This is a genomic window from Roseburia sp. TF10-5, assembly GCF_003462365.1.
GTDB classification, from domain to species: domain Bacteria; phylum Bacillota; class Clostridia; order Lachnospirales; family Lachnospiraceae; genus Roseburia; species Roseburia faecis.
On the sequence record NZ_QTYW01000031.1, the window covers coordinates 1 to 12,945 of the forward strand.

General features: G+C 36.4%; 16 protein-coding genes and 1 pseudogene. 16 read left to right on the forward strand and 1 reads right to left on the reverse strand.

The features are described 5' to 3' along the window. Window positions 1–134 (reverse strand): winged helix-turn-helix transcriptional regulator (locus DXD06_RS16435; protein WP_147343647.1); only part of this gene is annotated, 134 nt, incomplete at its 3' end. A 129-nt stretch (window positions 135–263) separates the two neighbouring features. On the opposite strand from DXD06_RS16435, the gene DXD06_RS16440 reads away from it, so the two are divergent. From DXD06_RS16440 to DXD06_RS16525, 16 genes and pseudogenes are all read left to right on the forward strand, one after another. After that, window positions 264–773 (forward strand): nitroreductase family protein, encoded by a 510-nt coding sequence (locus DXD06_RS16440; RefSeq protein ID WP_117833151.1) that lies wholly within the window; start codon window positions 264–266, stop codon window positions 771–773. Window positions 774–930: 157 nt separating this feature from the next. Next, window positions 931–1,644, forward strand: coding sequence for a LytR/AlgR family response regulator transcription factor (locus DXD06_RS16445; protein WP_117833152.1), 714 nt, complete (start codon window positions 931–933; stop codon window positions 1,642–1,644). Further along, window positions 1,641–3,011, forward strand: coding sequence for a GHKL domain-containing protein (locus DXD06_RS16450; RefSeq protein WP_117833153.1), 1,371 nt, complete (start codon window positions 1,641–1,643; stop codon window positions 3,009–3,011). The genes DXD06_RS16445 and DXD06_RS16450 overlap by 4 nt, the downstream gene beginning before the upstream one ends. A gap of 177 nt (window positions 3,012–3,188) precedes the next feature. After that, on the forward strand, window positions 3,189–3,938 hold the full coding sequence (locus tag DXD06_RS16455) for a FlxA-like family protein (protein ID WP_199535236.1): 750 nt from the start codon (window positions 3,189–3,191) through the stop codon (window positions 3,936–3,938). A gap of 21 nt (window positions 3,939–3,959) precedes the next feature. Beyond that, window positions 3,960–4,715: a hypothetical protein gene (locus tag DXD06_RS16460; protein WP_243001168.1), complete on the forward strand. Its 756-nt coding sequence runs from the start codon at window positions 3,960–3,962 to the stop codon at window positions 4,713–4,715. Window positions 4,716–4,780: 65 nt separating this feature from the next. Further along, window positions 4,781–5,377, forward strand: coding sequence for a hypothetical protein (locus DXD06_RS16465; RefSeq protein WP_006859435.1), 597 nt, complete (start codon window positions 4,781–4,783; stop codon window positions 5,375–5,377). 27 nt (window positions 5,378–5,404) lie between these two features. Further along, a complete protein-coding gene (locus tag DXD06_RS16470; protein ID WP_117833156.1) occupies window positions 5,405–6,163 on the forward strand; it encodes a hypothetical protein in 759 nt (252 codons plus the stop codon). 32 nt (window positions 6,164–6,195) lie between these two features. Further along, window positions 6,196–6,561 (forward strand): DUF6033 family protein, encoded by a 366-nt coding sequence (locus tag DXD06_RS17640; RefSeq protein WP_226947266.1) that lies wholly within the window; start codon window positions 6,196–6,198, stop codon window positions 6,559–6,561. 307 nt (window positions 6,562–6,868) lie between these two features. After that, window positions 6,869–7,027, forward strand: coding sequence for a hypothetical protein (locus DXD06_RS16485; protein WP_242853276.1), 159 nt, complete (start codon window positions 6,869–6,871; stop codon window positions 7,025–7,027). A 191-nt stretch (window positions 7,028–7,218) separates the two neighbouring features. After that, a complete protein-coding gene (locus DXD06_RS16495) occupies window positions 7,219–7,461 on the forward strand; it encodes a hypothetical protein (protein WP_022433332.1) in 243 nt (80 codons plus the stop codon). Continuing rightward, on the forward strand, window positions 7,458–7,835 hold the full coding sequence (locus DXD06_RS16500; protein ID WP_117833157.1) for a type II toxin-antitoxin system death-on-curing family toxin: 378 nt from the start codon (window positions 7,458–7,460) through the stop codon (window positions 7,833–7,835). The genes DXD06_RS16495 and DXD06_RS16500 overlap by 4 nt, the downstream gene beginning before the upstream one ends. A 579-nt stretch (window positions 7,836–8,414) precedes the next feature. After that, window positions 8,415–9,407, forward strand: coding sequence for a ParA family protein (locus DXD06_RS16505; RefSeq protein WP_022046283.1), 993 nt, complete (start codon window positions 8,415–8,417; stop codon window positions 9,405–9,407). Next, window positions 9,407–10,279, forward strand: coding sequence for an SIR2 family protein (locus DXD06_RS16510; protein WP_022046282.1), 873 nt, complete (start codon window positions 9,407–9,409; stop codon window positions 10,277–10,279). Before DXD06_RS16505 ends, DXD06_RS16510 begins: the two co-directional genes overlap by 1 nt. A gap of 158 nt (window positions 10,280–10,437) precedes the next feature. Next, window positions 10,438–10,662 (forward strand): annotated as a pseudogene (locus DXD06_RS16515) (AAA family ATPase); the annotation flags it as partial. A 40-nt stretch (window positions 10,663–10,702) separates the two neighbouring features. Further along, window positions 10,703–11,059, forward strand: coding sequence for a hypothetical protein (locus DXD06_RS16520; RefSeq protein ID WP_022046280.1), 357 nt, complete (start codon window positions 10,703–10,705; stop codon window positions 11,057–11,059). Between the two features lie 131 nt (window positions 11,060–11,190). Next, window positions 11,191–12,705 (forward strand): RNA-binding domain-containing protein, encoded by a 1,515-nt coding sequence (locus DXD06_RS16525; protein WP_022046279.1) that lies wholly within the window; start codon window positions 11,191–11,193, stop codon window positions 12,703–12,705. Window positions 12,706–12,945 lie beyond the last annotated feature (240 nt).

Consider the following 12,945-nt stretch of genomic DNA (forward strand, 5'->3'; position numbering starts at 1 on the left):
ATAGCTGGAATTTTTTTGTGGATTTGGTTATACCTTAGCGTGTTGTTGCCAAGGTGATACAAGATTACGGCTTTATATTTGCCTCCAATTTTAGAGATTGTTGCGTCAACAGGACAATTATATTCATTTTGCATTTTACATTTCACACTTTCTTTTTGGTTAGTATATTACAAAAAAGTACGTTCTTGTCTTTTTTATATCAATTCCATTATAATCAAATTGTCTAGACAAAACAATCATAATTTTAAGGAGATTTGATAGAAATGAGTATTTTAGATATTGCTAAGCAGCGTTTTTCAGTAAGAAACTATCTGGATAAAGAAATTTCACAGGAAACATTGGAGACAATTTTAGAAGCAGCTCATGTAGCACCAACCGCAGCAAATATGCAGCCTGTTAAACTATTGGTTGTAAAAAGCGATGAAGCAAAAGAAAAACTGGCAAAGTCAGCCAACATTTATAATGCGCCAGTTGCAATCATCGTGTGTGCAGATACGAATAAAGCATGGACGCGCCCATTTGATGGGATGAAAACAACGGATATAGATGCGTCAATCATTACCGATCATATGATGCTTACAGCTACAGAGCTTGGCTTGGGTTCCGTTTGGATTTGTTACTTTAAACCAGATGTGATAAAAGAGGAATTTCATCTTCCGTTGGGACTTGAACCAATCAATATATTGGCGCTTGGATATACAAAGGAGAAAGCAGATGCAAATAGACATGAATCCCAGCGTATACCAATGAATGAGTTTGTTTCATATCTTTAATATTGCAGACATGACTAGAAGACAGGGCAGTGAACCAATAATGGTTTGCTGCCCTTTTCACAACAAAAAAAGGTCATTTCACAACATTCCAGATAGATATTGCATGAACTTATCCGATATAATAGCTATAAATATATGTAAGCAAGGAAGTGACAATATGCGAATTGCTATCTGCGATGATGAAGTATCTATGGTTCAGATACTGGAGGAAAAAATAAAAAAGTTATTGCCGGATGCGGTTATAGAGAAATATTTATCGGGTGATGAACTGATCGCAAGTGGCAGTAAGCCGGATATTCTTTTTCTGGATATTCAGATGCCGGGAATGGATGGGATGGAAACGGCAAAGATGCTTCGTCAGGACAATGAAAATATGATACTCATTTTTGTGACAGCAGCAGAGGAGTATGTTTTTCAGGCATTTGATGTCGGAGCATTTCATTATCTGGTTAAGCCATTTTCCGATGAGAAATTGAAAGAGGTTGTGACAAAGGCAGTCCATAACATAAAAAGGAGTTTCAAACTTGAAAAGGACGAAAAGTATATCATGGTACAGACCGCCGGAAGTCATATAAAAATTTTCCTGCGTGATATTGTGTATGCCGAGGTGTATAACCGGAAAGTTATTATCCATACACGAAGTACGGATATTGAATACTATGGTAAATTACAGGAATTAAGTGATATGGCAGGAACAGATTTTTTCCGAACACACAGAGCCTATCTTGTGCATTTTAAATATGTAGAAAAATATGATGCAACTTGTGTAACTATGAAAAATGGAACTGCATTGATTGCAAAAAAGAATTATCCGGAGTTTGTGAAGCAATATCTGAAGTATAACCAGAGGAAAGGAAATGAAGTCAGATGAGTTTAGTGGAAAGATGCTGGATGATCACATCGAAGTTTTCTGTTATTGCAATTTTGATTATTACAGGAATCTGTTTTGGTGTTTTTGTATATCCATATATGAAAAAGAAAAGGGAAGCTGCTCTGGTCAGTATTGTTTATATTGGAATTATGTCTGTGCTGTATCTGATACCGCAGCAGATTGGCAATTTTTCTGCATATATGCTGGGAGTTATGGCTGCATTTCTTGTGATGTATGTACAGGACAGAAGAAACATTTATCAGAAAATATTTCTTGCAGTGACATTTTTTTCTATCCGTTGGCTTGCGGTTGCAATGGCAGACAGACTGGATGATTTTATCACAAAAGCTTTGGTTTTTGGGAATACGATTGCAGGAAGACAATGGCTGCAATATGGACTTTATGCTGGAACGAGAATTCTGGATATTGTGCTTTGTATCGTTTTCCTTGCAGTTGCAATCGGTCTGATCAATAAAGCATATGTATACAAAAATGATGAAATGAACGTTAAAGAGCTGGTAATGCTCATCATACCTTCTCTTGTGGGAGTTACAGGATATGGCATTCTGCAATATTATCTGAATATTTATGAAAAAGATACAGGAAAGAGCCTGACAGATACCTATGGATTTTATGGAGCTTTAAGCTTTGTGCATTATTTTATTTCTATCATAGCAATTCTTGTTATGACTACGATGTTTCAAAACTGGAAGGTGGCACAGGAAGAACAGACAGGGCAGGAGCTGGTATTAAATCAGGTCAGTGATATGAAAAAGCATATCGGGGAAGTGGAAAAGCTGTATCAGGATATCCGCAGCCTGCGTCATGACATGGGGAATCATATACAGATGCTGGAACATCTTGTGGCAGAGAATCATATGGATGATGCAGCAGAATATATGGAGCATTTGAAAAAGGAGTGGAATGAAATATCTCCTGAGATAAAAACGGGGAGTCCTGTCATTGATGTGATTCTGATGGAAAAGTTAAGAGAAGCAAAGGAAAAGCAGATTCGTTTTATATCAGATTTTCATTATCCGGGGGATACGAAATTAAATGCATTTGATTTAAGCGTGATCTTAAACAATGCACTGGATAATTGCATGGAAAATGTAAGTGGAGAAAATCCTTATATCAGTATCTCTTCTTTTCGGAAAAACAGTATTTTTATGATAACCATAAAGAACAGATATGAGGGAGAGTTAAATTATAAGGACAGTGATCTGCCGGAAACAACGAAATCCGGGAAGGAGCATGGAATTGGACTGCATAATATCCGGAGGGTTGCAAGGATGTATATGGGAGATATATCTTTAGAGCAGGAGAATCAGGAAGTAGTTCTAAGTATTATGTTACAGGTAGAATAAGGACAAAAAGCACCTTCGAGGTGTTTTTTATTTGCTTCACAACAAAAAAAGGGCGGTTCACAACATCGCTGTTTATTGTGAAGAAAGATATGCCGAAAGAATCAGTAAAGAGAAATCATGTTGTACAGATTTTTAAGGAAACGGATTTCAGAATTTAAGCTCAAGGAGGACAATACGATGAGGATCAATGGATTTAGTGGGACAAATACGCAGACAGGAACAATGGGAATGACACAGGGGAATGATTCTGTAAGTAAAAATATTCAGAATCAGATTGCAAATGCACAGCAGAAGCTACAGGATTTATCATCGAATGAAGAAATGTCATTAGAGGATAAGATGAAAAAGCGTCAGGAGATACAGCAGGAGATTAACAATCTCAATCAGCAGTTAAGACAGCACCAGATCGAGCAGAGAAATAAGCAGCAGAGTAAAAATTCGTCATCTATGGATGATATGGTGACTGGAACAAGTAACACTTCTAAAAAGAAAGACACCGGATTGTCACAGGCAAGTATGCAGGCGATGATTTCCGCAGATTCTTCCATGAAACAGGCAAAGGTGCAGGGAAGTATGGCAACACAGATACAGGGACGTGCCAGTGTGCTTGAATCTGAAATCCAACAGGATGCCGGAAAAGGAAATACTGAGAAGAAGGAAGAAGAACTGGCAGAGCTGCAGGCAAAGGCACAGTCGGCGACAGCAGCACAGATGTCTACACTTGCAGATGCAAATAAATCAGTAGAAGAAGCTGCAAAAGCGGAGAACAGCAATACAGAAGACACTGCAACAAAGAACAATACTGATAAATCCGAGAAAACACAGGAATCTGCGGGGGCTGCGGCAGAGGAGACAGACAGCGTAAAGAATACGGATATCAAAGGGGAAACACAGGTGACATATACACCGATTGATATTCGTTTATAGTTGGTAAAGGAGAATGGTATTATGTCAGAGATTAAGAGTTTTAGTGATTACACAAGTAAATATAACAGCAATGTAGATTATTCCGCATTATTTGGAGGAACTTCCGACAGTTCATCCGTAGGAAACACCAATATGCTTTCTGATTATGCTGCGATTAAAAACGGAAGCTATGGAAAACTTATGAAAGCATATTATGCAAAGCAGGATGCAGAAAAATTATTGGGTAAAGGCGATACTTCACAGAAGCTTGCACTGATGAAAACAAATGCGGATTCCCTGAAAAAATCAGCAGATGCACTAAATGATGCGTCACTCTGGGAAAAAAAGAAAATAAAAAAGAAGGATGTAAAGACTGGGGAAGAAACAGAGGTAGAGGATTATGACTGGGATGCAATTACCAAAAAAGTGAAATCTTTTATTGATGATTATAATGACGTTGTTAAGGAGGCAGGAGAATCCAATACAAAAGATGTTCTTAGAAATGCTTCATGGATGACAGGCATGACAGACAAAACCAGTCATTTACTTTCTAAAATAGGTATTACCATAGGAAAGGGGAATAAGCTGGAGCTGGATGAAGATGAATTGAAGAAAGCAGATATCAGTTCATTGAAAACGGTTTTTACAGGTTACAATTCCTTTGCAGGCAAAACAGCCCAGAAAGCAGCTGGTATATCAAATGCTGCGAATCGGGCAAGTGCGACTTATACAAACAATGGTACATATTCGAAAAAAGATTCCTCTCTAACGTCAAGTAAGATAGATAAGGAAGTATAGTATGTTAAGCCTAAATGACAAGAAGAAAAATCTTTTGTATTAATTTGTCGGGAAGGAGGAACCAGATGAGTTTTACAGTCAATTTATCCGGTGGAGGTTTACTGATAAATAGATTTAATAGTTCTAATATGTTGAAAAGTACACAGGAAAAATTGCAGCGACAGCAGGAACGGGATAATAAGGTGGCTTTTTTTGAAGCACAAAAAGAAAATTTGAAAAACCGAAAGGCTGACAGTTTGGAAGAAATCTCTGAAAAGCTGGAAATGTTTCATAATTATGAGGATGAAATTGCGGCAGCAAATCAGGAGTATAATAATTCACAGATGTTTCATGTCATGGACGAGGCAGAAGAACATGGCGAAAAGATTGCGGAAGCTGCTGAGAGGAATAAGCCTAAAACAGAAGAAGAACGAAAGGAAGAAATGGTGGATGAAGCTCTTGGAACAGAGGAAAACAAGGGCATGATGTCTGAAATCATGGACGAACTTTCGGAGACAACCGAAGAAATGACAGAGCAGATGACGGAAAAAACTGTGGAGAATATGGAAGAACTTCCAGACGAGGTTTTGCAGGAGCAGCTTGCTACAGATAGTTTAGAGGCAGCAGAAATGGTACAAACAGACACAATTAAAAGGTATGTGCCGATTGATATTAGAGTCTAATGGTATTTATCTGGGAAGGAAACAGCTATGAAGATTTACAATAATACAAATATTACATATTCTGCAATCGAACATAACAGCAGGAAAAATACAAAGCAAAATGTTCCGGCAGATTTAGAAAAGAAAATGACACAGTATACAGATACACTTTCCATTTCCAAAACAGGGCAGGAGAGCTTTCGACATTTATCTTCTGTCAGTTCTATGGATTATCAGAACCGTTTTGAGAAGGAAGTGACGGATATATTTGTCAAAGAAGATACAGAGAGTGTAAAAACTGATTCCTTTGAACATCATGTAAACAGAATGGCAGAAGCATATAACAAAATGAAAAACAGCATTGAAGAAAAATATGCGGAACAAGATTATGAGCCGGAGTATTATGTGACAGAATCGGGCAAAATTGAGGAATTAACCAAAGAAAAAGAACTGGATATGCTGAATCAGGCATATGAAAATCACAGTAATTTTATGGCAACTTCAACAGAAATCTGGTCAGAATTACAGGATTTTACCCCATCGGTAGTTTACCATAAAGGAAGTGGACAGACAGCAAATGAACAGAACATAGGTGAGAACCAGGAGAATACTGCAAAATCTAAAGAAAAGGGGGTTATCCAAAATTCGGCATATCAGGCATTTTTATCCGCCATCCAGTCGGATAACCAGAAATTATCGCAGCAGTATTCGGGTGACTGGAAAGATTTAAGGCTAAATCTGAATGTATCAGATGGTGATCGGAAAATGCTTAATGGTATTTGGGATTATTATGCTAATAAAAGGTAATGAAAGCTTTGTAATACGAAAGGGATGTTAGTATGGCAGTTACAGGTGTAAACAATTACTCTAATATTTACACAAATGCTTATACCGGTAATATACGGAAAAATAATGCTAAGGAAACCACAGAAAAGCAGGTTGTGGAGCAAACAGAAGATGTAAAGACAGGGACAACCCGAAAAACTGCAGCGGATGAACTTTCCTATCTTTCTAAAAAATTTGACAATTATAGTTTTGTATCAGCAAATTATAGTCCGGGGATGAAATATGGTAAATCAACTACCACGAATGTAGCGATTTCTCCTCAGTTTTTAACAAAAATGGTAAATGATTCAGACTTAGAAGATGAGTACATAAAAGAAATTGGTAACATGAAAAAATTAGATGAGCAGTTTGCAAAGTAACAAGCAGATATTGGATGGAGAGTTGAACAGGGATGGGCTATAGATAAAGATGGAAATATTAGTTCATGGGCAATAGGACATAAAGATTCAAAAGTAAAATCCTTTCTCCAGAATATGAGTGAAAAAGCCGAAGAAATCCTACAGAAGCAGTTGGAAAAAGCAAAGGATACAAAGGAAGAAAAAGAAGTATTCTCGATGAAAAAGCATAAAGAAGTTATAAAAAAGAACAAGGTTGATTTGAAGGTGTAAATAATCAGATTCGAAGTATTATGCAGAAAAAATGCATAGCATTGAGGGAGCCTTGCGTATGTCAGATGAAATCAATGCCCAGTTCGGATTTGAAAGAGTATTCAGTAAGACTAACGGCAATGCAGATACTGATACAAAAATTACAAAATTTGGCATCTCTTTTAATAGTGACGGAACTACCACATTCTTTGCAGAGTTAGAAGAGAGGTGTTGGTGAAGGAATTCGCACCGGTGGCGTGCAAAGAGAGGAACTTTTCGTAGTATCAAAAGTAGCTGCAGGGCACAAAACTTATGAAGACAAATGCAGAGGTTTTCCTGTTTATGATGGAAAGATATAATGTGAATAATAGGTTGTATTTATCCTAAAATTTGTATATACTATAGTAAATAAATCACGGAGGTGATCATATGACTATAGATACAAAAACAATGGTGTCTATTTCAGACGCTAACCAGAATTTTTCTAAAGTAGCAAGATTAGTGGACGAATGCGGTTCAGCAGTGATTTTGAAGAATAATGTACCAAGATATCTTGTTATAGACTTTAGTAAAGCAGATAAGGATTTTACTGCATCTGATGAAGATGTGTTAAGTATTTCAAAGCAGCTCATGGAGCAGAATAAGGAAGCATATGAGGTACTGGCTAAATGAAAAAACTGAGCAAAAAGCAGATTCTTATGCTTCACACTCAATTGATTCAGCAGACTGGTGGAAGCGAAGGAGTCAGAGATTACAATTTACTGGACTCAGCTTTAGAAACTCCTTTTCAGTCTTTTGGAGGGGATGAATTGTATCCTACGATACAAGCGAAAGCCGCAAGATTAGGATATGGGTTGATTAAAAACCATTGTATGATAGATGGGAATAAAAGGATTGGAACGCATTCAATGTTGGTTTTTCTTGCTTTGAACGGGATAGAACTTAAGTATATGCAAAAAGAATTATACGAAACTATTCTTGATGTTGCAGCTGGGAAAATAGAATATGAAGACCTATTGCAATGGGTTCTTGACCATCAAAACTAAATAGTGTAACTGGCAAAAGACCGCTCAGAGATAATCTGTTCGGTCTTTTGTTTTGAACAAATTGGGATGGAATTTATAATTGAAACAATTACGCCGATATATATTGTATATGAATAGGTAAACGGATTTACAATAAGATATGTGATTTTAAAATTAATTGATGTGAAAAAATTTGACAGTGATGCGGTGTGGATACGGTATCGGTGTTAGAAGTCGATTGCAATTCTGCCCCAACTTGAGGCAGAATTGGAACTTTAGTAAAGCAGATATGTGGTGGAAGTTATGTATCTGCTTTTTATGTTGTAATTTGGCTCTGTCGTAAAAGACAGGGCGCTGTTGTGTTATACGGATGAAATGTGATAAAATAGTAAGAAAGCAAAATGGAGAGTGTTACGGACAAAATAAGAGAATATGATTAGCCAATACAAGGTGGGCAGTAAGAGATTTGTTTTTTGAACGATAAGAATTAGCAATAGGGTGAGGTGAAGAAAAAATGAGCAGTTTAATAGATTCTATAGAGAAGATATGAAATATAGACTAATAAAGATTAAAAATGAATGGTTAATGAAAGGAGAAAAAATGAAAGCGATAGCAATGTTTAATAATAAAGGAGGAGTAGGGAAAACCACGTTAACTTGTAATTTGAGTGCATATATTGCTAGAACAGGAAAAAAAGTGATGTTAATTGATGCTGATCCACAATGCAATTCTACTATTTATTGTTTTACGGATGATTTGTTCTCAAAAGTGTATTATGACAAAAAGGGATTTACAATTTATGACGTGATAAAACCGGTAAATCAAGGAATAGGGTATGTTAAAAACGTTGAAGTATATAATTTAGAGAAGTTCGGTTTTGATTTTTTGGCAGGAGATCCGAAACTTGCACTTTTTGAAGATACTTTGGCATCTGATTGGAGCGCAGCGTTATCAGGGGGAGAACGTGGAATTAGAACAACATTGACATTTAATAATTTAATAAAACAATTTGATGACTATGATTATGTGTTTTTTGATATGGGACCATCATTAGGGGCAATAAATAGATCTATCTTATTATCGTGTGATTATTTTGTGACCCCTATGTCTTCTGATATTTTTAGTATTTTGGCTATTGAAAATATAGGAAAAACAATAAAAAATTGGAGAGATACGTTTAAAGAAGGATTTAATAGGTGTACTGATACAGAACTAAAAAATATTTTTGAACCAATTTCATATATACAATTTTTGGGTTATGTTACACAGCAATATACCAGTAAAACAGTGGACGGAATTAGAAGACCTGTACAGGCTTATGAAAGAATTTTATCAGAAGTTCCTATGACCATAAAAAGAGAACTTATAGATATAGTTAATGAAAAAAATAAAGGTAATGAGATCAATTATGAATTAGGAACTATACCGAATTTTAATAGTATTATCCCACTGTCTCAGTCAGCGCATAGACCAGCGTTCGAATTAACTAGTACAGATGGTATTGTAGGTGCTCATTTTGCAAAAGTGAAAGATTTTAAAGTAGTAATGGATAAGATTACAAATCAGATGATGATTAATTTGGAGAAAATGTAATGAAATGGCCAGTAGATATTATAGAGAAGATTGCGAAGCGGAAAGTAGTTTTATTTTTAGGTGCGGGGGTATCAGCAAATGCTATAAGCGAAAAAGGCGATAAACGCCCTCCTACGTGGGAACAGTTTTTGAATAAGGGCATAAGTGAAGTCACAGATGAAAATATCGTTGAATATGTAAGAAAGTTGTTAAATGAAAAAGATTATTTAACAGCATGTGAAGTACTAGTAAATCAAATAGGAAATGAAAGGTTCGAACGCATTGCAAGAGAAGAATTTCTGACACCTAAATACAAAAGTCATAGAATACATGAAAATATTCTGAAATTAGATTCAAAAATTGTGATTACACCGAATGTAGATAAAATATATGAAGTATATGCGCAGGCAGAAACAGCAGGAACAATTTTAGTGAAGAAATATTATGATTCAGATTTGGTTAATAAGATAAAATCAGAAGAACGGATTATTTTAAAAATTCATGGAACTCTTGATGAAAGTTCAAAAATGATTTTTACGAGAAGTCAGTATACAAATGCTAGATATCAAAATGCAGCTTTTTATAGACTGTTGGAGGCTCTTTCTCTTACGCATACGTTTATATTTATAGGTTGCGGTTTTTCTGATCCGGATATACAATTAGTCTTAGAAAATTATTCATTTGTATTTCCGGGTAGTCCCTGCCATTATTTTATTACTTCTAAAGATGGAATTAATACTGAGTATAAAAGAATAGTAAAGGAAAATCGAAATTTAGAAATAATCACATATGATTCGAAAGATAATCACAGGGAATTACATGATGCATTGGAAGAATTAGTTCCAATGGTGGAAGATGAGAGAACTAGAATAGCTAAAGAAATGGACTGGTAATTATTGATAATTACGGGGATATAAGTGAATTAAAAAGAAACATACGAGTTTGAGAAAAAGAAGAGAATCATTCGGCTTTTTTCATGCCCATTTTTAGTACATAGCCATTCCACACAAAGGAGTGGCTATAAATTTTTCAAGAGAGGAGGTAGACCGAGATGTCAAAATGTAAAGTGATTGCTATTGCCAATCAGAAAGGAGGAACAGGCAAGACTACCACTACGGTCAATTTAGGGATAGGACTTGCAAATCAAGGGAAAAGGGTTCTTCTGGTGGACGCTGATCCACAGGGGGATTTAACAACATCATTAGGGTGGGCAGAAACGGATGATCTTCCTGTCACGTTAGCAACACAGATGGAGAAGATTATCCATGATGCCGTACCTTCCGGAGAAGCTTTATGCGGAGCTTTGCAGGTTATCTATGTTCAGAGATCAGCTGAATGAGGACAGAATCCGGGCAATTAACCGTATGCACAGGGAAATGAAGATTTATTTCCCAGAATATAAGGATGCGCTTGGTAAGGTAGATGGTGCATTCAGTTTGGAATTGTTGAAATCTGCACCATTTCCGGCAGATTTAAAAGCACTTGACGAAAACGGAATAAGACAGATCTGGCACGAAGCTAAGCTTAGAGGACGCGGCTATAGCAGGTCAGGAGAAATCTTAGGGTATGCGAGAGCAAGTGTTGGTATCAGGGATGGAGCGGACGCAGCCAGGATTGCGGTACAATGGTTTGTTAAGAAGGTTATTGAAAGACAGAAAACAGAAGCAAGATAAACAATTTTGCGAGTGAGGATGATGTTTTCTAAAAAAGTGGAACAATATAATTGACGCGACTTGCTTACGACTTTATAATTAAGTCGTAAGCTTAGTCGTAAGCAAATCGTAAGAAGCATTGGAGAAAAAATATGGCAATTCCAATTACTATTGAAAAACTTTTAACGGAAAATGTCGTGGAATGGGCGAGAATAGAGTTTAAGGAAGGCTGGAACCCAGATACTACTTTAAAGACAATCAGTGCATTTGCTAATGATATTGATAACTGGGGCGGTGGATACATTGTTATAGGAGCGAAAGAAAAGGATGGAAAACTTGTTCGTCCAGTAACAGGTATTGCTCCAGATGCAGTAGATAGGATTCAAAAAGATCTGCTTAGATACTGTAAATATCTTAAACCTGTGTACATTCCTCAGAGTGAGCCTGTTTATTTTGATGGGAAATTACTTCTTTTGGTATGGTGTCCTGGTGGATACGAAAGACCGTACGCATGTCCTAAGGCACCAGATACAAAGAACAGCGAAAAGATATACTATATCCGGAAGTTATCCAGTACAATAGAGGCGACTGATACAGATGTAAAAGAGTTAATGTCACTATCTCACAATATTCCGTTTGATGATAGGATAAATCCTAAAGCAGAGATGAAGGACTTAAAATATCCAATTATAAAGAATTATCTGCAAAATGTGGATAGTAGCTTGTTGAATGATATTGACACTATGGATACAGAGCAGTTGGCAAGAAATTTAAGGATAGCAGACGGACCGTCGGAGTATTACAAGCCGCTGAATGTGGGAATTTTATTTTTCAATGATCATCCAGAGTCGTTTTTCCCGTATAGTCAGATAGAGGTGGTTAATATTCCGGATCCAACAGGGCAAGGAATGGAGGAACGTATCTTTACAGGACCGATAGACGATCAGTTACGAAACGCTCTGAATTATATAAAAAACAATGTGATTGCTGAAAAGGTATTTAAGATTAGCGGACAAGCAGAGGCTGTAAGAGTAAAAAATTATAGCTATGAAGCAATCGAAGAGTTTCTTTCTAATGCAATTTATCACAAATCGTACCAGATACATGAGCCTGTCACAGTACGCATAGAGGCTGATAAAATTGAAATAACAAGTTCTCCGGGACCAGACAGGTCGATTTCTGATGAGGATATTAGTAAATATCAGATGAGAACAAGAAGGTATCGGAATAGACGAATAGGTGATTTCTTAAAGGAACTGCATCTTGTGGAAGGTAGAAATACCGGTATTCCAACAGCAATTAAATCAATAAAGGAAAACGGATCACCACTGCCATTACTTCTCACGGATGAAGAACGTTCTTTCTTTTCAGTGATTATTCCGATTCATGAGGCATTTTTGAAAAAGGAAGCTGTCAGTAGCAAAACCGAACCGAAAGATATTGTTGCTGTTCCAAAGCGAAGAACGAAAGACCAGATAAAAACTCTTATATTAAATGAACTGGAACAAGAAAGCATTTCTGCAAATGAGTTATATAAAAGACTGGGATATTCAGGTAATGCTTCAAAGACTTTTAGAAAGTGCATCGAAGAATTGATTACGGAGAACAAAGTACATTATGCATCAGATAATATGCAGGATGGAAATAATGTGCTGGTAAAGGGCTAAGGTAAGAAAAGTTAATATTGTAACCCATTAACGGACGAGGTAAATGTAAAAAAGTTTGCTTCGTCCATTTTTTGTTCCTAGAAAGTGGTCATCTGACCAGTTTTAGGGAATGAATTAGTAAATAAATTGATCAAAAACAGTACATTTAACCCAAATAATCAATGAAAGGATGCGGACAGTGGAATTAGGCTGACTTGAAAAAGTAAATTCCAGTGCAAGAGTAAATTCCATCGGCTTTTA